The following is a 26,259-nucleotide window of genomic DNA, read 5'->3' as shown; positions in this document are numbered from 1 at the left end:
CCGCACGGGTCCCAGCGTCCGCGTGCGGGGGGACATCTCGCGTCCTACCCCGCACGCGCGCACGGCGACACCTCGCCCCGGGGGCTCCGCACCCCGGGCCGCTCTTCCTTTATGACCTGGTCAGACCCGTTCGACCAGCATCGCGACGCCCTGTCCCACGCCCACGCACAGCGTCGCGAGGCCGCGCCGGGCGTCCTCGCGCTCCATGCGGCCGAGCAGCGTCACGAGGGCGCGGGCGCCCGAGCAGCCGAGGGGGTGGCCGAGGGCGATCGCGCCGCCGTCGGCGTTGACGATGTCCTCCTCCAGCTTGAGCCTGCGGATGACGGCCAGGCTCTGCACGGCGAACGCCTCGTTGAGCTCGACCGCCTCCAGGTCGCCGGCCTGCCAGCCGGCGCGGGCCAGCGCCTTCTCGGTCGCCGGCACCGGGCCGACGCCCATCACGCGCGGCTCCACCCCCGCGCTGGCGGAGGTCACCACGCGGGCGCGGGGACGCAGGCCGTACCGCTCGACGGCGGCCTCGCTCGCGACGATCAGGGCCGCCGCGCCGTCCGACAGCGGCGAGGACGAACCCGCCGTCACCACGCCGCCCGCGCGGAACACCGGGCGCAGGGCGGCGAGCTTCTCCAGGGTGGTGTTCCTGCGCGGCCCCTCGTCCTTGGTGACCTCGCCGTCCTTGACGGGGACGGGGACGATCTCGGCGTCGAAGCGGCCCTCGTCCATGGCGGCGATGGCCCTGCGGTGGCTGCGCAGCGCGAACGCGTCGCTGTCCTCGCGGGAGACGCCGTCCTGCGCGGCGACCTCCTCGGCCGTCTCGCCCATCGACAGGGTGGTCTTGGCGTCGAACCGGGGGTTGACCAGGCGCCAGCCGAGGGAGGTGTCGGCGACCTCGCCGGGACGCGCCCAGGGGGTGCCGGGCTTGGCCATGACCCAGGGCGCGCGGGTCATGGACTCCACGCCGCCCGCGACGACCAGGTCCGCCTCGCCGGCGCGCACGGCCTGGGCGGCGGAGACGACGGCGGTGAGGCCGCTCGCGCACAGGCGGTTGACGGTGTAGCCGGGGACGGTCTCGGCGAGCCCGGCGAGCAGGACGGCCATCCTGGCGACGTTGCGGTTGTCCTCGCCCGCCTGGTTGGCGGCGCCGAGGATCACCTCGTCCACCTCGTCCCCGGGCGCGCCGGCGCGGCGCAGCACCTCGCCCACGACGAGGGCGGCGAGATCGTCGGGACGCACGCCCGCGAGCACTCCCCCGTACCGGCCTAGGGGGGTGCGGACCCCGTCGACGAGATATGCCTCCGGCATGGCGGTCGACCTCCTTGGAAGGTTTCGGTGGCGATCAAATACGCGAATCCGGCGTTTTCCGACGATACAGGTACCCACACCACCAACCCGGACACCGGTCGGAGCCCGCGCCGCCCGGCACGGCCCGCTCGCCCCGTCATCGCCTGCCAGGCGTGCCCGTACCAGCGCCGGACGAAACGGGGCCACCGGCCGCGGTGACGATATGATCGCGATCAGGGGGCGTGAACGACCTCCCCGCCCGGCCGCGCGGTCCCTCGACCCCCAGAAAGGCAGGCGTGCACCCGCGATGGCCACCGCCCGCGCCACCCCGGCCCGCCGGGGCCGTCCCGGCTACGACCTGGAATCACTGCTCGCCGTCGCCGTCAAAGTCTTCAACGAACGCGGCTACGAGGCCACCAGCATGGAGGACCTGTCCCGCAGGCTCGGCATCACCAAGTCGGCGATCTACCACCACGTCTCGGGCAAGGACGAGCTGCTGCGCCTGGCGGTGGACCGGGCCCTGGACGGGCTGTCGGAGGCGGCCGAGGAGGCCGCGGCCATGGAGGGCCGGGCGATCGACCGCCTGGAGCACCTGGTGCGCCGCAGCGTCCACGTCCTGGTCGAGCGGCTGCCGTTCGTCACGCTGCTGCTGCGGGTGCGCGGCAACACCAAGGTGGAACGTCAGGCCCTGGCCCGCCGCCGCGCGTTCGACCATCTGGCGGGCGAGCTGGTGCGCCAGGCCGAGGCCGAGGGCGACATCCGGCCGGACGTGGACCCGGCCGTGGTCAGCCGCCTGCTGTTCGGGCTGGTCAACTCGGTGACCGAGTGGTACAGGCCGCGCGGCGGCATGGGCGCGGCGGCGCTGGCGGAGGCCGTCTGCAAGATCGCGTTCGACGGCCTGCGCCGGCGGCCCTCCGAGGACGTCACGTCGCCGACGGGATGACCGAGCCCTGGTAGGTGTCCTCGATGAACTTCCTCACCTCGGGCCCGGCCAGCAGCCCGGCCAGCTTCTCGATCCTCGCGTCGCCCTCCCGGCCCTTGAGGACGACCAGCCCGTTGGCGTACGGGTTGCCCTCGGCCTTCTCCAGCACCAGCGCGTCCGACGCCGGCTTCAGCTCGGCCTCCAGCGCGTAGTTGCCGTTGATGACGGCGGCGTCCACGTCCTCCAGCGAGCGCGGGAGCTGCGCGGCCTCCAGCGGCTTGAACTGGATGTTCTTGGGGTTCTCCGCCACGTCCCTCTCGGTGGCCGCGGCGCCGACGCCGGGCTTGAGCTCGATGAGGCCGTTGTCCTCCAGCAGCTTCAGCCCGCGCCCGAGGTTGGTGGCGTCGTTGGGGACGGCCACCGTCGCGCCGTTCGCCAGCTCGCCCGTGCTCTTGACCTTCCGCGAGTACAGGCCGAGCGGCTCCAGGTGGACGGCCCGCACGAACACCATCTCCTTGCCGCCCTTGGACTTCTGGAAGTCGTCCAGGTAGGGGCGGTGCTGGAAGTAGTTCGCGTCGAGCTGCCCCTCCTGGAGCTGGCTGTTGGGCTGCACGTAGTCGGTGAACTCGACGATCTCCAGCTTCAGCCCGGCCGCGGAGGCCAGCTTGTCCTTCACGAACTTCAGGATCTCCCCGTGCGGCACGGGGCTCACGCCCACCTTCAGCGGCGCGTCCTGCGCGGCGCTCGCGCTCGTGGTCGCCCCTGGCGCGGCGCTCTCCCCGCCGCAGGCGGCCAGCGTCAGTGCCAGCGCGGCGGCGGCCACGGCCCCCATGAACCTACGCATCGCCATATCTCCTTACATCGGCTGATCAATCGGGAAACGACCCAGGACGGCCCGCGACCGCCGGGGCCTCACTTGTGGGAGAGCCTGCGCGCCACCAGGTCGCCGAGGCTCTGGACGAGCTGCACGACCACCACGAGCAGCGCGACCGTGATCACCATCACGGTCGTGTCGAAGCGCTGGTAGCCGTACCTGATGGCCAGGTCGCCGAGGCCGCCCCCGCCGATCGCCCCGGCCATCGCCGAGTACCCGATGAGCGCCACCACCGTGACGGTGAGCCCGGCGACCAGGCCCGGCAGCGCCTCGGGCAGCAGCACCCGCGCGACCACGCGGACGCGCCCGGCCCCCATGGCCTGGGCGGCCTCCACCACCTCGCGCTCCACCCCGCGCAGCGCGGTCTCCACCAGGCGGGCGTAGAAGGGGACGGCGCCCAGGGTCAGGGGGACGATCGCGGCGACCGTGCCGATCGTCGTGCCCGTCACCAGGCGGGTGAACGGGAGGATCGCGACCATCAGCACGATGAACGGCAGCGAACGGCCCACGTTGACGACGCCGCCGAGCACGGCCTTGGCGGCGGGGGCTGGCAGCAGCCCGCCGCGGTCGGTGGCCACGAGCAGCACGCCGAGGGGCAGGCCGAGCACCAGCGTGAGCAGCGCCGACCAGAACACCATCTGGGCCGTCTCGCCGGTGGCCTGGAGGAGGACGGGCAGCAGTTCGTCGGCGTTCACCGGACCTCCTCCCGCGCGGCGGACTCCTCCTGGACGAGGCCGCGCCGGCGCAGGTCGGCGAGGGCCTCGGCGCGGGCGGTCCCGTCGATCCGCAGCCGCAGGCGCCCGGCCGACACGCCGCCCACCTCCTCCAGCGACCCGGCGAGGATGTCCACGTCCACGTCGTACTCGCGGACCAGGCCGGACAGGATCGCCTCGCCCGGCCGTCCGGTGAAGGTCACCGTGACCGCGCCGGGCGGCGCGGACTCGGGCAGCGGGAAGATCTCACGGGTCAGCAGGGACCCCGGCGTGGCGACCAGTTCGGCGACCCGGCCGTACTCCGCCACCTTGCCCTCGCGCATGACGGCGACCGAGTCGCAGACGGCCTTGATGACGTGCATCTCGTGCGTGATGAGCAGGATCGTCAGGCCGAGCTCGGCGTTGAGCCGCTTGAGCAGGGCGAGGATCGACTGCGTGGTCCCGGGGTCCAGGGCGCTCGTGGCCTCGTCCGACAGCAGCACCTTCGGACCGGCGGCGAGGGCGCGGGCGATGCCGACCCGCTGCTTCTGCCCGCCGGAGAGCTGGGCGGGGTAGTGCGCGGCCTTGCCGTCGAGGCCGACGACGTCGAGCAGGTCCGTCACCCGGGCGGCGCGCTCGCGCCGGGGGACGCCCGCGACCTCCAGGGGGAAGGCGACGTTGCCGGCCACCGTCCGCGAGGAGAGCAGGGCGAACTGCTGGTGGATCATGCCGATGCCCTGCCTGGCGCGCCGGAGCGCGGCGGGGCCGAGCGTGGTGAGCTCCTGTCCCCCGACCGTCACGGTCCCGCTGGTCGGGCGTTCGAGCAGGTTGACGCAGCGCAGCAGCGTGCTCTTGCCGGCGCCGCTCTGCCCGAGCACGCCGAAGACCTCTCCCTCGCGCACGTCGAGGTCGACGCCGTCGAGCGCGACGACCCCCGTCCCGTAGACCTTCCTCAGCCGGGAAACATGTATCACAGGTAGGTTATATCCGAAATATGGGACAGGGACGAGACCGGGGGTGGGTCCGGTGAGCCGCTCCGGCGGACGCCCGCCCTCGTGAACCTCTTGAAACAGGTGCCGTCACCCGCCAAGGTGAACGAAAGACGTCAGGGGTGGGGGGCTTCGAGGGGTTTTCACGATGGAAAGCAAATCGTAGATGATACTTTACTGACGGTAGCCGCGACACAGGCGCAGTCCCGGGGGAACCATCACGCGCCTCCCAACGCGGTCTGGACCCGATGTCCCGATTTTCTGTGCCAGGAGGACTGGTGGCGCGTGCGGCGAGGGCAGAAGCGCCGAGGGCGGACGGGAGGCGCCGTCCACGCCAGGGAGTGATCCACAACGGCCGTTTCGCGGCCCTGGTGCTCGACGAGAACGGCCGTGTCACGCAGTGGAGCGGCGGGGCGACACGTCTCTTCGGCCGTGCGGCAGACAAGGCGCTCGGCCACGACATCTGCGACCTGCTGTTCCTCGGCGCCCGCCGCGACACGATCACGCAGGCGCTGGACGGCTGCGCGTCCGGGTCGGGCTGGAGCGGCGTCCTGTCCGCCGCGTGCGCCGACGGCCGCGTCCACGAGGTCCGGTTCGAGCTGGAGCCCCTGAGCATGCCCGGACCGTGGGGCACGGTCATGGTCACCGCGGCCGACACCCGCGCGCCGCGCCCCACCCGCGCCGACTTCGAGGCCGGCGAGCGCCTCGCCCTGCTCAACGAGGTCAGCTCGCGCATCGGCGCCACCCTCGACCCCCGGCAGGCCGCCGAGGACTTCATCGACGTCGCCGTGCCGCGCCTGGCCGACACCGCCAGCGTGTCGGTCATCGAGGGCCTGCTCAGGGACGAGGCCTACCCCGACCACGGCGCGGACGGCTCGGTGCGGGTGCGGCGGCTGGCCTTCCGGCTCGACGTCCGCCACACCCCGGAGCACGACTGGGCCAAGACCTTCCCCGACAACGAACTCGTGGTCTACGGCCCCGGCCACCCGGCCATCCGCTGCATGAGCACCGGCGTCCCCGTCACCTACGGCGCGGCCGAGCTCGGCGCGGAGGAGGTGAGCAGGATCAGCGGCGTCCTCGGCGACTCCGCCGCCGACGTCCTCTGCTCCGCCTCCTACCTGGCGGCGCCGCTCACCGCCCGGGGCACCGTCATCGGGTTCATCACCATGACCCGCAACCCCGAGCGCGCCCCGTTCGACGCCCACGACGAGACCCTGGCCGCCGACCTCGCGGCCCGCGCCGCCATCTGCATCGACAACGCCCGCCTCTACTCCAAGGAACACCGCATCACGCAGGCGTTCCAGCAGAACCTCGCGCCGCGCAGGCTCACCGTCCCGCCCGGCCTCGACCTCGCGCACCGCTACCTGCCCGCGAGCGCGATGACGGTCGGCGGCGACTGGTACGACGTGTTCCCGCTGCCCGGCGACCGCATCGGCCTGGTGATCGGCGACGCCATGGGGCACGGCGCGGTGGCCGCGGGGGGCATGGGCCAGCTCCGCGCGGCCGTGCGCGCGCTCGCCGGGTTCGACCTCACCCCCGACGAGGTGCTGCGACAGCTCGACCGCATGGCCGACGACATGCACTCCATCCAGTGCGCGACCTGCCTGTACGCTGTCATCGACCTGCGCACCCACACCTGCGCGATCTCCCGCGCGGGGCACCCGCCGCCCATCCTGGTCGGCGCCGACGGCGCCGCGGTCGTCCTCGACCTGCCCTCCGGGCTGGCGCTCGGCCTCGGCGACCCCGAGTTCGCGGGCGACTTCACCACCACCGAGTTCGCGATGCCTCCGGGCGCCACCCTCGCCTTCTACACCGATGGCCTGGTCGAAAGCCGCGAACAGGACATCGACACCGGCATCGCTACCCTACGCACATCCCTCACCGAACCCCACGAATCCCTCGAAGCCGCCTGCGCCGCCATCGTCGACGCCCTCCCCCAGCAGTACGACGACGTAGCCCTCCTCCTGACCCGCATCCCGGCCTCCGACTGACCCGCCGGTTCCGATGTCCGTCCGCTCCACGACAGTGGCAGCGGTCACGGGCTTGGTCCGCCCGGGTCTCGTCGAGGGGGTTCCGCGCGGTCCGGGGCGAATAGACGCGCCGCGCCGACGCCCTCGCCGTCTACCAGGACGGCCGGCAGACCCTCATCGACGAGGTCGGCATCGAACCGGGACCCGACCTCCAGCGGCTGCACCACAAGATCCTCGCCGACGACAACGGCATCGCGCCACGCCGCTCGCCGCTCGTGAGAGGCGCACGGCGCCGCCCGCGTCCTCGGCGGCGTCCCGACGTCCACCGAGCTGAAGGAGGCCGCCGACCACCTCGCCGCGACCGCCGCCGCGGAGCGGGCCCGCCGTCTCGGCGCCCTCCTGCGCGACACCCCTGGCCCGTACGGGGTCGTCCGGGCGATGGAGTCCCTCGCCTCCGGGAGCCCCGGCGCCCTGGATCAGCGGCGCCGACCGGTGCCCGCGATGGAACGGGCAGGGGCGCTCGAACCGGCGGACGGCCTCCAACCGGCGGGCGCCGCGTCCCACGCGGCGTGGATATGATCGGCCGGAGCGCGGCGGCCGTCCGGGTCGCCCGCGGGAGCCGTCGGGCCGGCGGGAGGGGCACATGGTCACCGTCGACGAGATCCGCGAGGTGGCGTCGGCGCTGCCCCGGACGTCCGAGCACCTCATCCGCGATCACGTGAAGTTCCGGGTGGGGAAGATCGTGTACCTGTCCGTCTCGCCGGACGAGACTCTGATGGGCTTCGGCTTCCCCAAGGAGGAACGGGCGGGCCTGGTCGCCGGGAACCCGGAGAAGTTCGTGATGCCGCTTCCCTCCGACGAGCGCTACAACTGGGTCCGCGTCCGCCTGGCCGCCCTCGACCGCGCCGAGATGCGCGAACTGGTCGTGGAGTCGTGGCGCATGTGCGTACCGAAGAAGATCTCGGCCCTGGTCCCATGACGCCCGCGCGGTCAGCGGCGGGAAAACCAGGTTCGGACGGTCCGGTGGGTGCGCTTCGATAAGAGGTATGGATTCCTCTCGTCTGCTCGATCGTCTCCAGGACGACTTCGCCCTGCTCCGCGACGCCGTCGCCGCCGCCGACCCCGCCTCCCGGGTGCCGTCCTGCCCCGACTGGTCGGCCGCCGACCTCGCCCAGCACGTCGCCCAGGTGTACCTCCACAAGGCGGAGATCATCAGGCTTGGCGTCTTCCCCGAGTCGCTGCCCGAGGAGCACCTGGACGCCGATCCCCTGACCGCGCTGGACAAGGCGTACGCCGTCCTGACCGGGCAGTTCTCCGCGCACGAGCCCGGCGACGCCGCGCCCTCGTGGTACGAGCCCGACCAGACCGTCGGCTTCTGGATCCGCCGCATGGCGCAGGAGACGGTGATCCACCGCGTGGACGCGGAGCTCGTGGCCGGGCGGCCGGTGTCCGGCATTCCCGGCGACATCGCCCTCGACGGCATCGACGAGGTCCTGAAGCTGTTCGTCGGCTACGGAAGCACCCGCTGGAAGGACGACTTCGGCACGGTGCTCGACGCGCCCGACCAGCGTCCCCTCTCGGTCTCCACCAGCCACCACGCGTGGACGGTGCGGGCGCTGCCGGGCGGCGTCACCGTGGAGGACGCCCGGACGGGCTTCGACGGCGACGCGCTCGTCAGCGGGGACACCGTCCCGCTCCTGCTGTGGCTGTGGAACCGCGGCGGCGACGCCGTACGCCACACCGGCGACCAGGCCCTTCTGGACCAGTTCCGCGCGCTCCGCACCGCCGCCACGCAGTGACCCGGCGCCCGGCGGGCGGCCCCGCCGCCCTCCGCGCCCAGGGCGACGGGGCGCCCACCGAAGGCTTTTTCATCCCGCTCCGCCCCTGCTTCACGGCCGTTTTGTCAGGTACGCGGCGGTCATCTGGTCATGGCGGCCCGCGGAACGTGCGATGATCTAGAAGCCCGGCGTCAGCGCACACGCGCGCCGGGTCTTCGCCGCACGACTCCCTGACCGAGCAGCGGCTCGTGATCCTCATCGACGGTCTCCCGAATGAGCGGGACGGCGCCGCCCGGCTCCGACGTCATGGGTCTCCGCGAGCGATGCCACACCCACGGCAGAGACGCCTCTCCGGATTTTGTCGGTGGCGGGGTTCACACTCTTCGGTGTGGCCACCTCGGTCCCGAGGTGCCCCCTGGGTCTTCGAGGAGGTTCGCGATGGCTCGACGACGAACGGCCCGGCGCGCGGGGCGGCGCACCGGCGGCGACGGCGTCATGTGGGCGCTCGTGGGGCTGGTCGTCGCGGTGCCACTGATCAACGCGACGGTCGGGTTCGTGCGCGCGTCCGGGCCGTGGCTGCTCGCGGCCACCCTCACGGCGGGCGTCGCGGTCGCCGCCGTGGCGCTGCTCCTCGTCCGCCGGTCGCACCGGCAGCGCGACCACTACCTTCGCGCGAACGCCGGCCTGCAGACCATCGACCAGATGAGCGGCGAGCAGTTCGAGCACCTGGTGGCCGCGCTGCTCCGCCGGGACGGCTTCCGCAAGGTCCGCGTCACGGGCGGCGCCGGCGACGGCGGGGTGGACGTCCTCGCCGTCGCGCCGGACGGCCGCCTGTTCGCCGTCCAGTGCAAGCGATGGTCGAACAACGTGGGCTCTCCCCACGTGCGCAACCTGCTCGGCGCCCTCGCCCACGCCTACGCCGGCCACACCGGCCTGCTCGTGACCTCCAGCGGCTTCACCTCGGCCGCGTTACGCGAGGGCCGAGCCGCCGAACTCCCCATGATCGCCCGAGACCAACTCGCCGAATGGACCCTCGGCTGCCCCCTCCCCGACCTCCTCTCTCCGTCACCACCCCACCGCCTCACCGCCTGACCGCACACCCCCAAGCCTCCACCGCACCACCTGCCGACGACCTGGCCGGAGAGGGCGCGAGGAGCGAGCCACCACCCTGGCGAAAGCCCTCCGCGACGGCGGCCCGGTCCTATCAGCGCCGCATGCCTACGAAACCGCGATGATCGACTACGCCTTCACCGCCGTACGCCACTCCGCCGACAACGGCCACCGCTTCCTCGGCCAGAACCCTCTGCCGGTCACTTAGATCCCCCAGCGACTCGCCATCGCGCAGTCGTCGGGTGGGATCACTGTGAGCGACCATGGCGGCGGGTCACAGGTGGGATTGGAGGTTATCCGCGGGGCTTCCTGGTGGGTGGGTGAAGGCCGGGGGTTATGGAATCTTGGTATGGGACGTTTGGGGGAGAATGAAACGGTTCACGGAGGGACTGAGGGGGCGGTATTTGGGGTGGGGTGTTTGATCGGGGAATATTTGCATGAACGTTTATAAATCTCTGGAAATTCGCCATCGGGCGGGGGCATACTAGCGGGGCAAGCAGCCGATCAGTCGTTAGTGGGGAACGCGTCGCATCGAAGGAGTATCGCGATGGACCCCGCTCTGGCCGGTCTTGCCGGCATCGCGAGCACCGCGCTCGTGCAGGCGATGACCCGGGACACCTGGGAGACCGCGAAGGCCCGCCTGGTCAAGATCTTCAACCGTCATCGTGGCGAGGGCGACCCGGACCTTGCCGGGCAGCTTGAGGTCACCGAGGAACGTCTGCGCGAGACGCCCGGCTCGCCGGAACCGGCCGCCGTCGAGGAGCGGCGGCGGTGGGCGGCCATCCTGGGGGCGTTCCTGAGCAGGCACGGCGAGGCGGCGTCCGAGCTGCGGGAGTTCGTCGACGAGGCGCGCAGGGCCACCGCCCGCGACACCTTCACGGTGGTCCAGCAGATCAACGCCGGACGCGACTCCTACACCTCGGCCCGCGACCTGCACGTCACCCCGCGTCCCGCCGCCCCTCGTGATCACGATGAAGCCTAGACAAGGGCCGCCGCGCCGCCCCGCCGCGTGGGCGCCGCGCGACGGGCACGGGACCGGGCAGCGCGTACTGGCCCGGGGGGACGCGTTCACGGCGGCGCGCGACCTGTCGGTGAACGTGACGCTGGACGGGACACCGGTGACGCTGGACGGGACGACCGCGGCGCGGCGGCGCGAGACCGTGCGCGAGGGGGCCCACCGCCGGGAGAGGCCGCTGTTCGTCCAGTACCTCAACCCGGAGATCCTCGCCTGCTACGGCAGGGACGCGGCAGGGCGGGACGCGGAGGCGGCCCTGCGTCAGGCGCTGGACGCGACCCGGCTCGCCGTCCTGCTGACCGATTCCTATCTGCTCTTCCCGTCGTCCTACATGTTCGAGCTGCCGTGGTTCGGCGTTTTCCTCGCGCGTTTGGGACCACTCGTCCATGAGGGCTTGGTGCGCCATACCTCGACCACTCCGGAGTTGCCGGCGTACCGCGAAAGAAAGGCGCGCGAGTACCGCGACGACCGCGGGAATCCGTACGCCCGCGCGGGCCCGCTCCGCGTCGACCCGGATCTCGCGTGGTATCCCCGTTTCGGCGATCCGACCGCCGCGGGAATCGCCGAAATGTGGAAAAAGGCGGTGACTCCGGACGGTGACCTGTCCGGGCTCGTCCGCACGCTCGGGCGCGCCTGGGGCCGTCCGTACGATCAGGTGGCGGCCGTCATGGCGGCGTCGCCGGAGCGGCTCGACGGGCAGGCGTTCGTGAGGCGGTTCGTCGAGCGGACGCTGCCCGCGCCCGTCCCGGATCAGGCGCGCGGCCGTCTCGCGCAGTTCGTGTCGGCCGCGTACCTGCGCTGCTACGTGCGCGACCTGGACACCTCGCTCCTCACCGATCTGCCCCTGGCCCCGCTGTCGTGCGGGCTGGACGAGGCGGAGGCGGGCCTGAGGGGACGGATGCTCTCCTACCGGCGCCTCGACCTCGTGCTGCGCTGGCTGCGCGTCGACGAGTTCGTCCACGGCGGGGCGACGTGGCGGGAGCTGGTGCTGCTGAGGTCGCGTCCCGAGTTCGGGGTCATCACCTCCACGCTGTACGGGAGCGGCTCGGCGGACGCGGTCAGGTTCGCGGTGGTGCGCGCGGGCACGCGGCTCGATCCCGCGCTGACCTGCGGACAGGCCGTGTCGAACGTGGCGGCGGTGGCCGAGCGCCTGGCCCGCGCGCCCGCCTGACCGTCACCCGGACATCACGGAGAGCACGAACACGACCGAACAGGAGGAACAGGTGATCCTCGACGCGGACGGCAGCACCGCGGAGCTCATCGAGGCGGGCACGCGGGGGTCCCGTCTGTACGTGGTGCACAACGGCGCGCTGGAGCGGCTGCTGTTCGACCGTAATCTGATCGGCGCCGACTTCCGCCGCGCCTGCCTGGAATCGAGCCGCCTCTTCATCGGCCATCTCGGCGACGAGTACCAGCCGGGCCGCACGGCCGAGCTGGCGATCCTGAGCAAGGGCCTCGTCTACCAGCTCGGCGAGGCGGTCGTCCGGCAGAGCGGCGAGAACCTGCCGCTGAACCTCGTCGCGACCTCCCGGGTGGCCGTCTCGCCGGACACCGCGCGGGTCGAGGTGTCCTACGCGCAGTTCGAGGCGCCCGCCGACACGCTGCTGGTCGGGGACACCGTCGCCTCCGGCGCCACGATCATCGCCGCCCTCGGCCGGTACCTGGAGTCGCACCGGCTGAAGCGGGTGTACGTCCTGTCGTACGCGGGGGCGTTGCGCGGCGCGCGGCGGATCACCGCGTTCTGCGCCGGGCGGGGGATCCGGGCGACGTTCCTGTACGGTCTCGCGGCGTTCGGGCTGGGGCTCAACGGGTTCGACCTCTCCTTCCTGCACCCGGACACGCTGACCCGGCGCGCGTACGCCGCCCGGGCGGCGCGGCAGTTCTCGGGGAAGGCGGTGTCGGCGGTGGGCTGGGATTTCGGCGCGCAGGCCACGGCGCCGCGCAAGTACCGGCACCTGTGCTGGGTGGAGGCGGAAGTGTGGGGCCTGCACGGCAACGACTGCCTGGCGGTGGCCGAGAAGCCGGAGGACTGGGCGGAGCTGGCCCGCGAGCGCGCGGCGTACGCGGACGCGCTCGGCCCCGACTGGAAGCGCCTGCTGCATGGATCCGGCGGGAATTGAGGGGAAGCGACGGTGATCGCGATGATTGCGGGGTGATGAGCGGCTGGCGACAATGGTCGTGCGTGAGGAGGCCGCGATGGACGACGAGAACACGCCGGTGGAGCAGTTCAGCGCCGAAGAGTACGCGTTCCTGAGGTACGTCAGGTTCGGAACGCTTCCCGAGCGCGTCCGGCCGAGCGAGATGGTGGAAGTGGTCGCGACCGACCGCCCGCAGGAGGTGCCTGACCAGGCGTTGGACGCCGCCCACTGGGGCGAGACCGGCCGCTCCCTCTGAACGTGACGGCGGCCGGGGAGCCGGGCTAGATCGGTGTGGCCGCCAGCCACCGGGTCAGCAGGCCGTGGTCGCCGAAGACCTCGACGCGGCCGGACGCCGGGTCCGACCGGCCGTAGACGAGCAGCAGCAGGTCGCCCGCCGTGCCGCGCGCCGCGACGTCGCCCTTGCCGTGGCCGTGCTCCCAGGTGAACCCGCCCGGCGTCAGCGTGACCAGCCACTCGCCGGCGCCGTCGAGGTCGGTGGCGTGGAAGTGCAGCGTGCGGTTCTCCTCGCCCAGCGCGGCGAGGCGCTCGGCGACCGCGGGAACCATGCCGAGGTTGCCGAGCAGCTCGTCGACGCCGTCCGCGGCGAGCCTGGCGTCGAAGCGCGGGGCGAGGCCGGCGGCGATCTCGGCGTCGGCCCGGTGGACGGCCGCCTCGTGCGCCATGCGCCGCGCCCAGAACGCGGCGGACCCGCCGGGCCCCCAGGACCACACCGGCGTGCCGGGGTCGGCCGCGCGCAGCGTCGCGGTGAGCGCGCGCCCGCCGTCCTCCAGCCAGCCGGGGTAGTCGCCGGGGTCGCCGGGAAGCTCGACGGGGACCTGGCGCGTGCTGATGGGCGCCTGGACGCGCCCGCCCACGATGTGCGCGGCCCAGCGCTGGACGATGCCGGCGTGCTTGAGCAGCTTGGCGACGCTCCACCCGGGGCAGGTGGGCACCGGCGCCTCGGGGCCCGCCTCGCGCGCGGCGGCGGCCATCCGGCTCGTCTCGGCCTCGGTGACCGCGCAGAACCGCTCGTAGGACCGGCTTTCCTGGTCGTCCACGCTCATGCCCCGAGCGTAACCTCACCGCCCGTGTCGTGGGGCGGTCCGCCGGCGAGTCCGGCCCGCGGTGGGCGCCCGTGTGACGATCATCATGTTTGGGCCCGTGCCTATATGGAATGGCGCGGCGCCCGGTCTCGTCTCCGGTCCGTCCCGGCGCCAGGAATTGGCCAGGTGAGAAGACGCGCGCGGCCCGGGGCACCCGCGTCCACCGGAAGGCGGGGAGCGGGGCCGGCGGGAGCGCGCCCGACTCGGGTGTGCCGGAGACATTGACGGCGCAAGCGCCTGCGGGTAGGTTTCCAGCTAATTAAAAGGAAAGCTTCCTAAAAGTAAGGGCTCTAGCCCAAGGTAGGAAGGTCGCAGTATGCCGCGATCCCCACCACACCCATGCCTGGCTCCTCCTGTCGCCCGGCAAAACCGGCGACCGGCCGACGTCACTGTCCCGGCTTCGGCGGCACGTCGGCTCCGTACATGCGTCCAGTTGTACCCCCCTTCCCATCCGCCCGATGGACGTGGAGCACCATATGAAATACAGGTCCGCGAAACTCCTAATCGCAGCGGGAGCGATGCTTCTCCCGCTGGGTACGGCGGTGGCGCTCAGCCCCAGCGCGTCCGCCACTTCCACCGCGTCGAGCAGCGTCGCCCTGGCCGCGGCCTGGGCCCCGAACACGGCGTACACCGCAGGCACGATCGTCACCTACAACGGCGTCGACTACAAGTGCGTGCAGGCCCACACCTCGCTCCCCGGCTGGGAGCCGCCGAACGTCCCCGCTCTGTGGACGCCCGCGGGTGGCAGCGGCACCGACACCACGGCGCCCAGCGTCCCCGGCAACCTGCGCTCGACCGCCAAGACGGCCAACAGCGTCTCGCTGGCCTGGAACGCCTCCACCGACAACGTCGGTGTCACCGGCTACCTGGTCTACCGCGGCAGCACGCTGGTCACCACGGTCACCGGCACCTCGTACACCGACAGCGGCCTGACCGCGAACACGGCGTACAGCTACACGGTGAAGGCCCGCGACGCCGCCAACAACCAGTCGGCCGCGAGCAACGCCGTCAGCGTGACCACCGACAACACCGGTGGCGACGACAAGACCCCGCCGACCGCGCCCGGCAACCTGCGCTCGACCGCCAAGTCGGCCAACAGCGTCTCGCTGGCCTGGAACGCCTCGACCGACAACGTCGGCGTCACCGGCTACAACGTCTACCGCGGCACGACCCTGGTCACCACGGTCAGCGGCACCTCGTTCACCGACAGCGGCCTGACCGCGAACACGGCGTACAGCTACACGGTGAAGGCCCGCGACGCCGCCAACAACCTGTCGGACGCGAGCAACACGCTCAGCGTGACCACCGACAACGACAACGGTGGCGGCGACAAGACCCCGCCGACCGCGCCGGGCAACCTGCGCTCCACCGGCACGACGACCTCCAGCGTGATCCTGGCCTGGAACGCCTCCACCGACAACGTGGGCGTCACCGGCTACAACGTCTACCGCGGCGGCACGCTGGTCACCACGGTCACCGGCACCACCTACACCGACACCGGCCTCAGCGCGGAGACGACCTACACCTACACGGTGAAGGCCAAGGACGCGGCGAACAACCTGTCGGACGCGAGCAACCAGATCAGCGCCACCACCCAGAAGGGCGGCGGCGGCGGCAACAAGATCGTGGGTTACTTCGTGGACTGGGGCGTCTACGGGCGCAACTACCACGTCAAGAACATCGACACCAGCGGCTCGGCCGCGAAGCTCGGCTACATCAACTTCGCCTTCGGCAACGTGACCAACGGTGGCTGCGCCATCGGTGACAGCTACGCCGACTACGACCGCTTCTACCAGGCGGGCGAGAGCGTCGACGGTCAGGCCGACACCTGGGACAACGGCGCCCTGCGCGGCAGCTTCAACCAGCTTCGCAAGCTCAAGGCCAAGTACCCCGGCCTGAAGGTCATCTACTCCTTCGGCGGCTGGACCTGGTCCGGCGGCTTCCCGCAGGCGGCGAAGAACCCGACCGCCTTCGCGAACTCCTGCTACAACCTGGTCGAGGACCCGCGTTGGGCCGACGTGTTCGACGGCATCGACATCGACTGGGAGTACCCGAACGCCTGTGGCCTGACCTGTGACACCAGCGGCCCCAACGCGCTGAAGGGCCTCACCCAGGCTCTGCGCAACAAGTTCGGCCAGAACTACCTCATCACCGCCGCCATCACCGCTGACGGCTCCGCCGGCGGCAAGATCGACCTGACCGACTACGCGGGTGCCGGCCAGTACCTCGACTGGTACAACGTGATGACGTACGACTTCTTCGGCGCCTGGGCCGACAAGGGCCCGACGGCTCCGCACTCGCCCCTCACCTCCTACCCGGGCCTCCCGCAGGAGGGCTTCACCACCGAGGCCGCCATCGCCAAGCTCAAGGCGCAGGGCGTCCCCGCCAACAAGCTGCTGCTCGGCATCGGCTTCTACGGCCGTGGCTGGACCGGTGTGACCCAGGCGACGCCTGGTGGCACGGCGACCGGCGCCGCCCCCGGCACCTACGAGGCGGGCATCGAGGACTACAAGGTCCTCAAGACCCGCTGCCCGTCCAACGGCACCATCGCGGGTACGGCCTACGCGTTCTGCAACGGCCAGTGGTGGAGCTACGACACTCCGGCGACGATCACCAGCAAGATGCAGTGGGCCAAGAGCCAGGGGCTCGGCGGCGCCTTCTTCTGGGAGCTGACCGGAGACACCACCAACGGTGAGCTGATCACCGCGATGAAGAGCGGCCTGGGCTAGCCCCAGGCACGAAGGGGAGCCGCGCGCGGGGCGCGGCTCCCCTTTCGCGTTCCCGGGGCCCTGACCGGGTCCCGCATGGCGCGACAATCGAGGGGCGGGGGTGCACAATCGTCCCCGTACCTCGAACCGAAGGCGGACCAACACCGTGACGATCTCCATTCACCAGCGGATCGCCGAGGAGCTCGGCGTGCGCGAGCGGCAGGTGCAGGCCGCCGTCGAGCTACTCGACGGCGGGGCGACCGTGCCGTTCATCGCCCGCTACCGCAAGGAAGCGACCGAGATGCTCGACGACGCGCAGTTGCGCACGCTCGAAGAGCGGTTGCGGTACCTGCGCGAGCTGGAGGATCGGCGGGCGGCGATCCTGGAGTCGATCCGTTCCCAGGGCAAGTTGGACGACGCGCTCGAAGCGCAGATCATGGCGGCCGACTCCAAGGCCCGGCTGGAGGACATCTACCTCCCCTACAAGCCCAAGCGCCGCACCAAGGCCCAGATCGCCCGTGAGGCGGGGCTGGAACCGCTGGCCGATCTCCTGCTGTCCGACCCCGCGCACGACCCCCACGAGGCCGCCGCGCCGTACGCCGACGCCGAGAAGGGCGTGCCGGACGCCGCCGCCGCGCTGGAAGGGGCGCGGGCCATCCTGATCGAGCGCTTCGCCGAGGACGCCGACCTGATCGGCTCGCTGCGCGAGCAGATGTGGACGCGCGGCCGGCTGGTCTCCCGGGTCAGGGACGACAAGCAGGAGGCCGGGGCCAAGTTCTCCGACTACTTCGACTTCGCCGAGCCGTTCACCAAGCTGCCCTCCCACCGCGTCCTGGCGATGTTCCGCGGCGAGAAGGAGGAGGTCCTCACCCTCACGCTGGAGCCCGAGGAGGCCCCGGCCGAGGACGGCCCGAACGGGTACGAGGTCCGCATCGCCCGGCACTTCGACGTGGCCGACCGGGGCAGGCCCGCCGACCGGTGGCTGCTGGACACGGTCCGCTGGGCCTGGCGCACCCGCGTGCTGGTCCACCTCGGCATCGACCTGCGCATGCGGCTGTGGCAGGCCGCCGAGGACGAGGCGGTGCGCGTGTTCGCCGCCAACCTGCGCGACCTGCTGCTCGCCGCCCCCGCGGGCACCCGTCCGACCATGGGGCTGGACCCGGGCCTGCGCACCGGCGTGAAGGTCGCCGTCGTGGACGCCACCGGCAAGGTCGTGGCCACCGAGACGATCTACCCGCACGAGCCGCGGCGCCGATGGGACGAGTCGATCGAGGTCCTGGCGAGGCTCGCCGGTCAGCACGGCGTCGAGCTGGTCGCCATCGGCAACGGCACCGCCTCGCGCGAGACCGACAAGCTCGCGGGCGACCTGATCAAGCGTCATCCCGGCCTCGGGCTCACCAAGGTCGTGGTGTCGGAGGCGGGCGCGTCGGTGTACTCCGCCTCCCCGTACGCCTCGCAGGAGCTGCCCGGCCTGGACGTGTCGCTGCGCGGCGCGGTGTCGATCGCCCGCCGCCTCCAGGACCCCTTGGCCGAGCTGGTCAAGATCGAACCCAAGGCCATCGGCGTGGGCCAGTACCAGCACGACGTGGCCGAGACCAAGCTGTCCCGGTCGCTGGACGCGGTCGTGGAGGACTGCGTGAACGCCGTCGGGGTGGACGTCAACACCGCCTCGGCGCCGCTGCTGACCCGCGTGTCCGGCATCGGCTCCGGGCTCGCCGAGAACATCGTGCAGCACCGCGACGCCAACGGCCCGTTCCGCTCGCGCCGCGCGCTCAAGGACGTCCCCCGGCTCGGCCCGAAGGCGTTCGAGCAGTGCGCGGGCTTCCTGCGCATCCCCGGCGGGGACGACCCGCTGGACTCCTCCAGCGTGCACCCGGAGGCGTACCCGGTGGTGCGGCGCATCCTGGACGCGGCGGGCACCGACATCAAGACGCTCATCGGCAACACCGCGGCGCTGCGCACGCTGCAGCCGGCGCGGTTCGCCGACGACACCTTCGGCCTTCCCACGGTCACCGACATCCTCAAGGAGCTGGAGAAGCCGGGCCGCGACCCGCGCCCGGCCTTCCGCGCGGCGACGTTCAAGGAGGGCGTCGAGAAGCTGGCGGACCTGTCCCCCGGCATGCTGCTGGAGGGCGTGGTCACCAACGTGGCGGCGTTCGGCGCGTTCGTGGACGTCGGCGTCCACCAGGACGGGCTCGTCCACGTGTCGGCCATGTCCAAGAACTTCGTGAAGGACCCGCGTGAGGTGGTGAAGCCCGGCGACATCGTCCGGGTCAAGGTGCTCGACGTCGACATCCCCCGCAAGCGCATCTCGCTGACGCTGCGGCTGGACGACGAGACCGACGCCCGCGGCCGGTCCGGGCAGTCCGGGCAGGACGGCGGCCGGGACCGCAACCGGGGCGGCGGCGGCAAGCCCGACCGGCGCGGCGGAGGCGGCGGAGGCGGCCGGCCCCGGCAGGACCGCGGATCCACCGGCGGCGGCGCGCTGGCCGAGGCCCTGCGCAAGGCCGGGCTGGACAAGGGGCTCAAGTGACCGTGTGACGGGCGTGCCGTCCGGCGAGGGGGCTCCCCGCCGTACGGCACGTCAATCGCGCGCGGATCGGGTTGTGATCGGCGTCCGCCAGAGTCGGCTTGCCCTCCGGACCCGCCGGCGGGCGAGCCCACGGCAGGAGGAGCGTCCATGAGCCGGCCCATCCCGCACGACCGTCCGGACCAGCTCCAGCAGATCCAGAGCGGTCTCATGCAGGGCGAGCAGATCATCGCCGTCTACGACGCCATCGGCGCGGGCACCGGTTTCCTCGGCCTCACCGACCGGCGCGTCGTCATCCAGGACAAGTCGTTCGTCGGCAAGAGGATCGCGATCACCAGCATCCCGTACTCGAAGATCACCAGCGTGAGCGTGGTGAGCAACAAGTCGATGGCCGGGTCCTTCTTCTCCTCGGGCACCATCGCGATCAACGTCGGCACCCACGTCTACGAGATGGAGTTCCGCGGCGAGCAGAAGAGCCACCACGTCCACGACGTGATCCTCTACTACATCGCCCACCCGTGACGGCCGGGCCGCGACGGGCGGCCCGCGTCTAGGAGAAGTGCCTGCGGGGGTTCTCGACGAGCATCTGGTGGATCTGCGCGTCGGTGACCCCCTTCTCGCGCAGGGCGGGCAGGATGTCGTCGTGGATGTGGCCGTAGTGCCAGTGCGGCGCCACCCGCGGCAGCGCCTCGTCCCAGTGCTCGCCCACGGTGTCCATGAAGCAGGCGTAGTCGTGGCTGAGCACCATGCGGTCGGCGTAGCCGCGCTCGCACAGGCGCACGACCGTGTCCACCCGCGAGCCGGTGGGGTTGTAGAACTCCAGCCCGAAGCGGTCCATGCCGAGCGTCGCCCCCGAGTCGGCGAGCCGCATGAGGTGGTCCAGGTCGTTGCTGTCGCCGGAGTGGCCGAGCACGACCTTGGTCAGGTCCACGCCTTCCTCGGTGAACACGTCGATGACGGCCGACCCGGTGTGGGTGTGGGGGTCGGTGTGCACGGTGATCGGCACGCCGGTCCTGACGTGGGTGAGCGCCACGGCCCTGAGGATGCGCTCCACGCCCGGCATCAGGCCGTGACCATCGATCGCGCACTTGAGGAACGCCGCCTTCACGCCGGTGCCGGCGATGCCGTCGGTGATGTCCTTGGCGAAGTCCTCGGCCATCGGCTCCGGGATGTCGAGCAGCTTGCCCGGCCCCTGGTTGGCGTACGCGAACGGCACGTCCGCGAAGCTGTACAGCCCGGTGGCGACGATGATGTTGAGCTCGGGCACCTCGGCGGCCACCCGCTGGACGCGCGGAATGTAGCGGCCGATGCCCCACACCGTCGGATCGACGATGGTGGACACTCCCCTGTCCACGAGCTTCCGCAGCTTGGCGACGGCGTCGGCGACCCGGAACTCCTCGTCCCACCAGGCCCCTCTGCCGTAGTCCTCGACGTGCTGGGGGTCGAGCACGAACACATGCTCGTGCATCAACGTCTCCCCCAGCCGCTCGACGTCCACCGGCCCGCGCACGGTCTCCACCACGGCCATGGAACCTCCTGGACTCGCCATCGAAGGGACGGAGGGGTGCCCACCGTAGATCGCCGGGGGGTGGCCGTCAACGGATTCGGCCGTCGACGGGCCGACCGCGGCACCTGGCTGCGGGATGTGCTGGGCGAACGGATAGCCTTCGGCTGTTCGGAAAACGTCAACCGTCCACGTAGGGAAACGTCATGACGCAGGCTCCCGTCAAGGTCACCGTCACCGGCGCCGCCGGTCAGATCGGCTACGCGCTGCTCTTCCGCATCGCCTCGGGCCAGTTGCTCGGCCCGGACGTGCCCGTGCGGCTCAGCCTGCTGGAGATCCCGCAGGCCGTGAAGGCCGCCGAGGGCACCGCCATGGAACTGGACGACTGCGCGTTCCCGCTGCTCGCGGGCATCGACATCAGCGACGACCCGAACGTCGCCTTCGACGGCGCGAACGTGGGCCTGCTGGTCGGCGCGCGGCCGCGCACGGCGGGCATGGAGCGCGGCGACCTCCTGCAGGCCAACGGCGGCATCTTCGGCCCGCAGGGCAAGGCCATCAACGACCACGCGGCCGACGACGTACGGGTGCTCGTGGTGGGCAACCCGGCCAACACCAACGCGCTCATCGCCCGCTCGCACGCCCCGGACGTCCCCGCCGAGCGCTTCACCGCGATGACCCGCCTGGACCACAACCGGGCGCTGTCGCAGCTCGCCGCCAAGCTGAACGTCCCGGTGACCGCCATCAGCAAGATGACGATCTGGGGCAACCACTCCGCCACGCAGTACCCCGACCTCTACAACGCCGAGGTGAACGGCAAGATCGCCGCCGAGCAGGTCGACGAGGCGTGGCTGCGCGACACCTTCATCCCGACCGTGGCCAAGCGCGGCGCGGCGATCATCGAGGCCCGCGGCGCGTCCTCGGCGGCCTCGGCGGCGAACGCGGCCATCGACCACGTCTACGACTGGGTGAACGGCACCCCCGAGGGTGACTGGACGTCGGTGTCGCTGACCTCCGACGGCTCCTACGGCGTGCCCGAGGGCCTGATCTCGTCGTTCCCCGCGGTGTCCAGGAACGGGCGCTGGGAGGTCGTGCCGGGCGTGCCGGTGAACGCGTTCTCGCGCGAGCGCATCGACGCCTCGGTGCGGGAGCTCAGCGAGGAGCGCGACGCGGTCGCCGGGCTCGGCCTCATCTAGGGTGCCCGTCACACCCTCTGCGGGACGGCGCTCACCGGCCGGTCCTGGACGGCCGCCCGCGCGGCGGCCGGACGGCGACCACGGCCGGTGACGGCCGTCAGCCCGAGGAGGGCGAGGATCACCACTTCCGTCACCACGACCAGCCGCTGGGTGAGACCGGCCGGCACGGCGCCGGGGTCGAGCCCGAACATGCGCATGGCGTAGGGGACGAGCACCAGGACCAGGAAGACGCCCGCCGCGTAGCTCAGCGCGCGCAGGGCGCGGGCGTGCCGGCCGCCGCGCGCCGCCACGACCAGGCCCGCCGCGGGCATGCAGACGAAGGCGGCGAACGCGGCGTAGCGGTGGATACCCCCGGACATCGACAGCGACATGCCCGGCGCGTCCGTCGGGAACGCCCCGATCAGCAGCATGCAGACGCTCCAGCCGCCGAGCAGCGGCGCGGCGGCCCGTCCCATCCGCCGCCTCGCCATGTCCACGGCGAACAGGGCCGATCCGACGGCGAGCAGCGTCAGCGAGAGCGGCAGCAGCCAGCCGTTCGGGTGGTAGGCGTACTCGCTGATCATGCCCCGGAGCGGATCGAGATCCGAGACGACGTGCAGCGCCGCCATCGCGGCCGCGCCGGAGACGAGGGCCGCGAACCCCCCGGCGGTGAGACGACTGTTCATGCCGTCGACTCTTCCGCCCCGTGACCTGCGCGGACATCGGAGATCGGCCGGATGGAGCCCTGGAGCGGCCCCGAGGCGACCCCGGGCTCAGCGTGGCGCCACCGGGGTCCGGATCAGGGTCCGGCCCCGGTGACCTGCGGTGACGGGGTCAGGGGCGCCTCGGGGACGGCGCCCCCGGGTCACGCGCCCTGGACCTCGCGGGCCTCGGAGTCGGCGACGTCGGCCGCGTCGGCGGGCGCGAGCTCGGGCTCGGAGGCCCGCAGCCAGCGGCAGCCGTACGGGCCGAGCTCGATGTCGGCGTCGCCGTCCTTGGAGATCTTCGTGGTGCCGTCGACCAGTAGGTCGGTCAGCACCTGGCCGTCGTCCAGGTCGTCGAGGCGGAGCGTGAAGGAGACCTCCTCGTCGGCGAAGTTGTGCAGGGCCAGCACGGTGGCGCCGTCGATGTCGGCGCGGTGGGCCAGCACCGACGGCTCCCCGGTGTCCAGGATCTCGTAGCGTCCCCAAGCCAGCTCCGGGCACTCGCGGTACTGCTCGACGAGCTTGGTCATCCACATCAGCAGCGAGTCGGGGTCGCGCCGCTGCGCGCTGACGTTGACGTTCTCGGGCCCGAACTCGCCCTCGGTCATCGGGTTGCGGAACGAGGACGGGTCGGCCGTGGAGAAGCCCCCGTTCTTGTGCGGGGTCCACTGCATCGGGGTGCGGACGGCCTGGCGTCCCTCGGCCTTGAGGTTCTCGCCCATGCCGATCTCCTCGCCGTAGAACAGCACGGGTGTGCCCGGCAGGGAGAACAGCAGGCTGTAGACCATGCGGATCTTGCGCGGGTCGCCGTCCAGCATCGGGGGCAACCGGCGGCGCAGGCCCCTGTCGAAGATCTGCATGTCCTTGTCGGGGCCGAACGCGTCGAACACCTCCTGGCGCTCGGCGTCGGTCAGCTTGTCCAGCGTCAGCTCGTCGTGGTTGCGGACGAACGTGGCCCAGTGGCAGTCGCTGGGCGGGTACGGGCGCTCCAGCAGCGCCTCGGCCAGCGGCGCGGCCTCGCCCCGGGCGAGCGCCAGGTACATGCGCTGCATGCCGATGAAGTCGAAGCACATGGTGACCTCGTCGCCGAGGTCGTTGCCGAAGTACTTCAGCAGGTCGGGGTAGGGCAGGTTGACCTCGCCGAGCAGCATGGCGCTGCCGTTCCTGCGGTTCATGAAGGCGCGCATGTCGCGCAGGAAGCGGTGGACGTCGGGCAGCCCGCCGTCGTCGTCCGCCGCCTTCCGTCCGTGGCTCCCCGCGCCCTGGCCGCCCTGCCACTCGCCGGCGGCGTGCGGAGGTTCCTGCCGCGAATCCGGCCGAGAGCCTCCCTTGCCGTCCTTGGCCCGCTCGGCCTCCTTGGCGGACTCCTCCTTCTTGCCGACGTCCTCGACGAGGAAGGGGACGGCGTCGACGCGGAAGCCGGACAGGCCGAGTTCCATCCAGAACCCGAGGATCCTTGTGATCTCGTCGCGGACCTCGGGGTTGGCGACGTTGAGGTCGGGCTGGAAGCGGTAGAAGCGGTGGTAGTAGTACTGCCCGCTGCCCTCGTCGAACTCCCAGAGGCTGTCCTCCTTGTCGGGGAAGACCACGCCCTTGGGATCGTCGGGCTCGGGGGTGTCGGACCAGATGTACCAGTCGCGGTAGCGGGAGTCGCGGCTGGAGCGCGCCTCCTTGAACCACGGATGCTCGTCGGAGGTGTGGTTGACGACCAGATCGGCGATGACCCGGATTCCCCGGTCACGCGCGACCCGCATGAACTCCACGAACTCTCCGAGCGTGCCGAGCTTGGGGTCCACGCTGTAGAAGTCGGTGATGTCGTATCCGTCGTCCCGGTCGGGGGTCGGGAAGAACGGCATAAGCCAGAGGCAGGTGACGCCGAGCCGGTCGAGGTGATCGACGTGCTCGGTGAGGCCCCGGAAGTCGCCGATGCCGTCGCCGTTGCCATCGGCGTACGTCTCGACGTCCAGGCAGTAGACGACGGCGTTCTTCCACCACAGGTCTGAGGTGTTGGTGAGTCTCACCCGGTCGCGACTACCCCGGAGAACGGCGGAATATCTGATCGGACTGTGCGGCCTGAAAGGCCCAAGGCCCGTACCGGCGACGCGGTACGGGCTCGGATGAGAATGGCGGGGATCAGATGACGGTGACCTGCTCCGCCTGCGGACCCTTGGCGCCCTGCACGGTCACGAACGTGACGCGCTGGTTCTCGTCCAATGTGCGGTAGCCGCCGGAGGTGATCGCCGAATAGTGCACGAACACGTCGTCACCACCATCGTCCGGGGCGATGAAACCGAAGCCCTTTTCGGCGTTGAACCATTTGACGGTGCCTTCAGACAACTGCTTTCTCCCTGGTAAGAGCTTCACCGGGCCGCCGGGCCGACGACTCGGGGCTGCATAGCGTGACCCTACCCCGCATTCACGGAAAACCACGGGAGAAGCGCTACGACCGCCGGCGAGAAAACAACGGTCGGCTGTTTTCCCGGAGACCACGACGTGGCGAGGCTCCGCCACGACACAGCCGACCTTACATGCCGTCCGCGCCGAACTCAAAAGCGCCCGGCGTGTCGCGGGGCGCCTTCGAGTTCGGGGAGCATCGCCGGGTAAACCGGGCGGACTTTTGCTAAAAAACGTTTATGCCGTTTACGCCGGAAGGGCGGTTATATGTCCTCGTTAAGCACCTTCTGGGCGACCGCGAACGCCGCGTTCGCGGCGGGCAGGCCGCAGTAGATCGCGCTGTGGAGCAGCACTTCCTTGATCTCGTCGGGCGTGAGGCCGTTGCGCAGCGCGGCCCGCACGTGCATGGCCAGCTCCTCCAGCTGCCCCCGCGCGACCAGCGCGGTCAGCGTGATACAGCTCCTGGTCCTGCGGTCCAGGCCGGGCCGCGTCCAGATCTCGCCCCAGGCGTAGCGGGTGATGAACTCCTGGAAGTCGGCGGTGAAGTCGGTGACGGCCGCGCGCGCCCGGTCCACGTGGGGGTCGCCGAGCACCTCCCTGCGGGTCTTCAGGCCCACGCCGTGGCCGAGGAACCGCGCCATCAGCCCGCCCACCACCGGGGCACGCTCCACGTTCGCCAGGTGCGCCGCGTCGGGGACCACGGCCAGGCGAGCGCCGGGGATCCCGTCCGCGATCACCTCGGAGTACTCCACGGGCGTGGCCGGGTCCTGGTCCCCCGCGATCACCAGCGTGCGGGCCCTGACGTCCCGCAGCGCGTCGCGCAGGTCGAACGCGGCGACCGCCTCGCAGGCCAGCGCGTACGACTCCGGGTCGGTGCCGAGGAGCGTGGACTGCACCGGCTCGGCGACCTCCGGGTCCACGCCCAGGGTGAACCAGCGGGCGGTGACGATGCCCGCCAGCCAGCCCATGCCCTCGGCGCGCACGCGCGCGGCCCGCTCGTGCCAGGGCCCCGGCTCGCCGAACCGCGCCGCGGTGCAGCAGAGCACCAGGTCGGTGACGCGCTCGGGGGCCAGCGCGGCGACGGCCAGCGCCACCGCGCCGCCGAGGGACACTCCCCCGATGGCGAAGCGGTCCTCGTCCGCTAGCGCGAGCACGGCCCTGGCCAGGTCCTCGATCGTGAAGGGGTTCTTGGCCGCGGGAGAGCTCCCGTGGCCGGGGTGGTCGTAGCGCAGCACCCGCCAGGACCGGCTCAGCTCGGCGGCCTGCGCCTCCAGCATGTGGGTGGTGGTGCCCAGGGAGGGCCCCAGCACCAGCAGCGGCCCGTCCTCGGGCCCGGTCACCTGATATCGCAGCTCCACGCCGTCTCTCCGCTTTCTGT

The 26,259-nt window shown here is 71.6% G+C and carries 23 protein-coding genes and 1 pseudogene; 14 read left to right on the top strand and 10 right to left on the bottom strand.

From position 1 onward, the window contains the following. Window positions 1–120: 120 nt before the first annotated feature. The gene (locus BJ982_RS16495) at window positions 121–1,299 is read right to left on the bottom strand and encodes a thiolase family protein (RefSeq protein WP_184881047.1); all 1,179 of its coding nucleotides are present in this window, start codon (window positions 1,297–1,299) and stop codon (window positions 121–123) included. Between the two features lie 286 nt (window positions 1,300–1,585). Here BJ982_RS16495 and BJ982_RS16490 point away from each other — a divergent pair, with 286 nt between their 5' ends. Next, complete coding sequence (locus tag BJ982_RS16490) at window positions 1,586–2,221, top strand: TetR/AcrR family transcriptional regulator (protein ID WP_184881044.1); 636 nt, start codon at window positions 1,586–1,588, stop codon at window positions 2,219–2,221. Here BJ982_RS16490 and BJ982_RS16485 read toward each other — a convergent pair. From BJ982_RS16485 to BJ982_RS16475, 3 genes are all read right to left on the bottom strand, one after another. After that, window positions 2,202–3,044 carry a MetQ/NlpA family ABC transporter substrate-binding protein gene (locus BJ982_RS16485; RefSeq protein ID WP_184881042.1) on the bottom strand — a complete coding sequence of 281 codons (843 nt, stop codon included), beginning with the start codon at window positions 3,042–3,044 and terminating at the stop codon, window positions 2,202–2,204. The genes BJ982_RS16490 and BJ982_RS16485 overlap by 20 nt on opposite strands. Before the next feature lie 68 nt (window positions 3,045–3,112). Next, window positions 3,113–3,769 (bottom strand): methionine ABC transporter permease, encoded by a 657-nt coding sequence (locus BJ982_RS16480; protein ID WP_184881040.1) that lies wholly within the window; start codon window positions 3,767–3,769, stop codon window positions 3,113–3,115. Further along, window positions 3,766–4,740, bottom strand: coding sequence for a methionine ABC transporter ATP-binding protein (locus BJ982_RS16475; RefSeq protein WP_184881038.1), 975 nt, complete (start codon window positions 4,738–4,740; stop codon window positions 3,766–3,768). Before BJ982_RS16475 ends, BJ982_RS16480 begins: the two co-directional genes overlap by 4 nt. Before the next feature lie 356 nt (window positions 4,741–5,096). Here BJ982_RS16475 and BJ982_RS16470 point away from each other — a divergent pair, with 356 nt between their 5' ends. From BJ982_RS16470 to BJ982_RS16430, 9 genes and pseudogenes are all read left to right on the top strand, one after another. Further along, the gene (locus tag BJ982_RS16470; protein ID WP_184881036.1) at window positions 5,097–6,746 is read left to right on the top strand and encodes a SpoIIE family protein phosphatase; all 1,650 of its coding nucleotides are present in this window, start codon (window positions 5,097–5,099) and stop codon (window positions 6,744–6,746) included. Window positions 6,747–6,865: 119 nt separating this feature from the next. Beyond that, window positions 6,866–7,447: pseudogene (locus BJ982_RS38515) on the top strand (BTAD domain-containing putative transcriptional regulator); the annotation flags it as partial. Further along, window positions 7,369–7,704, top strand: coding sequence for an MmcQ/YjbR family DNA-binding protein (locus tag BJ982_RS16460; protein WP_184881034.1), 336 nt, complete (start codon window positions 7,369–7,371; stop codon window positions 7,702–7,704). The pseudogene BJ982_RS38515 and the gene BJ982_RS16460, both read left to right, overlap by 79 nt. A gap of 67 nt (window positions 7,705–7,771) precedes the next feature. Continuing rightward, window positions 7,772–8,524, top strand: coding sequence for a maleylpyruvate isomerase N-terminal domain-containing protein (locus BJ982_RS16455; protein WP_184881032.1), 753 nt, complete (start codon window positions 7,772–7,774; stop codon window positions 8,522–8,524). 417 nt (window positions 8,525–8,941) lie between these two features. Then, window positions 8,942–9,595, top strand: a complete 654-nt coding sequence (locus BJ982_RS16450; RefSeq protein ID WP_184881030.1) for a restriction endonuclease — start codon at window positions 8,942–8,944, stop codon at window positions 9,593–9,595. Between the two features lie 565 nt (window positions 9,596–10,160). Continuing rightward, window positions 10,161–10,595, top strand: coding sequence for a hypothetical protein (locus tag BJ982_RS16445; RefSeq protein ID WP_184881028.1), 435 nt, complete (start codon window positions 10,161–10,163; stop codon window positions 10,593–10,595). After that, on the top strand, window positions 10,585–11,799 hold the full coding sequence (locus BJ982_RS16440; protein ID WP_184881026.1) for a hypothetical protein: 1,215 nt from the start codon (window positions 10,585–10,587) through the stop codon (window positions 11,797–11,799). The genes BJ982_RS16445 and BJ982_RS16440 overlap by 11 nt, the downstream gene beginning before the upstream one ends. Window positions 11,800–11,851: 52 nt before the next feature. Then, entirely contained in the window at window positions 11,852–12,748 is an 897-nt protein-coding gene (locus BJ982_RS16435) for a hypothetical protein (RefSeq protein WP_184881024.1), read from the top strand. A 76-nt stretch (window positions 12,749–12,824) separates the two neighbouring features. Then, window positions 12,825–13,022 (top strand): hypothetical protein, encoded by a 198-nt coding sequence (locus BJ982_RS16430; RefSeq protein ID WP_184881022.1) that lies wholly within the window; start codon window positions 12,825–12,827, stop codon window positions 13,020–13,022. A 25-nt stretch (window positions 13,023–13,047) separates the two neighbouring features. Here BJ982_RS16430 and BJ982_RS16425 read toward each other — a convergent pair whose 3' ends face one another. Then, window positions 13,048–13,830: a maleylpyruvate isomerase family mycothiol-dependent enzyme gene (locus BJ982_RS16425; protein ID WP_184881020.1), complete on the bottom strand. Its 783-nt coding sequence runs from the start codon at window positions 13,828–13,830 to the stop codon at window positions 13,048–13,050. A 557-nt stretch (window positions 13,831–14,387) separates the two neighbouring features. On the opposite strand from BJ982_RS16425, the gene BJ982_RS16420 reads away from it, so the two are divergent. The 3 genes from BJ982_RS16420 to BJ982_RS16410 all read left to right on the top strand — a co-directional run bounded on the left by BJ982_RS16420 (window position 14,388) and on the right by BJ982_RS16410 (window position 19,629). Then, window positions 14,388–16,598: a glycosyl hydrolase family 18 protein gene (locus tag BJ982_RS16420; protein WP_184881018.1), complete on the top strand. Its 2,211-nt coding sequence runs from the start codon at window positions 14,388–14,390 to the stop codon at window positions 16,596–16,598. A 145-nt stretch (window positions 16,599–16,743) separates the two neighbouring features. Then, window positions 16,744–19,110, top strand: a complete 2,367-nt coding sequence (locus tag BJ982_RS16415) for a Tex family protein (protein WP_184881016.1) — start codon at window positions 16,744–16,746, stop codon at window positions 19,108–19,110. A gap of 147 nt (window positions 19,111–19,257) precedes the next feature. Continuing rightward, window positions 19,258–19,629: a PH domain-containing protein gene (locus BJ982_RS16410; RefSeq protein ID WP_184881014.1), complete on the top strand. Its 372-nt coding sequence runs from the start codon at window positions 19,258–19,260 to the stop codon at window positions 19,627–19,629. Between the two features lie 28 nt (window positions 19,630–19,657). Here the strand turns inward: BJ982_RS16410 and BJ982_RS16405 are convergent, their stop codons facing one another. Next, window positions 19,658–20,635: a phosphotriesterase family protein gene (locus tag BJ982_RS16405; RefSeq protein WP_184881012.1), complete on the bottom strand. Its 978-nt coding sequence runs from the start codon at window positions 20,633–20,635 to the stop codon at window positions 19,658–19,660. Between the two features lie 182 nt (window positions 20,636–20,817). On the opposite strand from BJ982_RS16405, the gene BJ982_RS16400 reads away from it, so the two are divergent. Next, the gene (locus BJ982_RS16400; RefSeq protein ID WP_184881010.1) at window positions 20,818–21,804 is read left to right on the top strand and encodes a malate dehydrogenase; all 987 of its coding nucleotides are present in this window, start codon (window positions 20,818–20,820) and stop codon (window positions 21,802–21,804) included. 8 nt (window positions 21,805–21,812) lie between these two features. Here BJ982_RS16400 and BJ982_RS16395 read toward each other — a convergent pair whose 3' ends face one another. From BJ982_RS16395 to pcaDC, 4 genes are all read right to left on the bottom strand, one after another. Further along, on the bottom strand, window positions 21,813–22,469 hold the full coding sequence (locus tag BJ982_RS16395) for a DUF998 domain-containing protein (protein WP_184881008.1): 657 nt from the start codon (window positions 22,467–22,469) through the stop codon (window positions 21,813–21,815). Window positions 22,470–22,648: 179 nt separating this feature from the next. Further along, window positions 22,649–24,508 (bottom strand): alpha-amylase family protein, encoded by a 1,860-nt coding sequence (locus BJ982_RS16390; RefSeq protein ID WP_239122910.1) that lies wholly within the window; start codon window positions 24,506–24,508, stop codon window positions 22,649–22,651. Between the two features lie 112 nt (window positions 24,509–24,620). After that, window positions 24,621–24,824 carry a cold-shock protein gene (locus BJ982_RS16385; protein WP_184612824.1) on the bottom strand — a complete coding sequence of 68 codons (204 nt, stop codon included), beginning with the start codon at window positions 24,822–24,824 and terminating at the stop codon, window positions 24,621–24,623. 320 nt (window positions 24,825–25,144) lie between these two features. Next, window positions 25,145–26,239, bottom strand: a complete 1,095-nt coding sequence (pcaDC, locus tag BJ982_RS16380) for a bifunctional 3-oxoadipate enol-lactonase/4-carboxymuconolactone decarboxylase PcaDC (RefSeq protein WP_239122911.1) — start codon at window positions 26,237–26,239, stop codon at window positions 25,145–25,147. Between the last annotated feature and the right edge of the window lie 20 nt (window positions 26,240–26,259).

Source organism: Sphaerisporangium siamense (genome assembly GCF_014205275.1).
Taxonomy (GTDB): Bacteria; Actinomycetota; Actinomycetes; order Streptosporangiales; family Streptosporangiaceae; genus Sphaerisporangium; species Sphaerisporangium siamense.
Note: the sequence above shows the minus strand (reverse complement) of the source record. Positions and strands in the feature narration are given on the sequence as shown.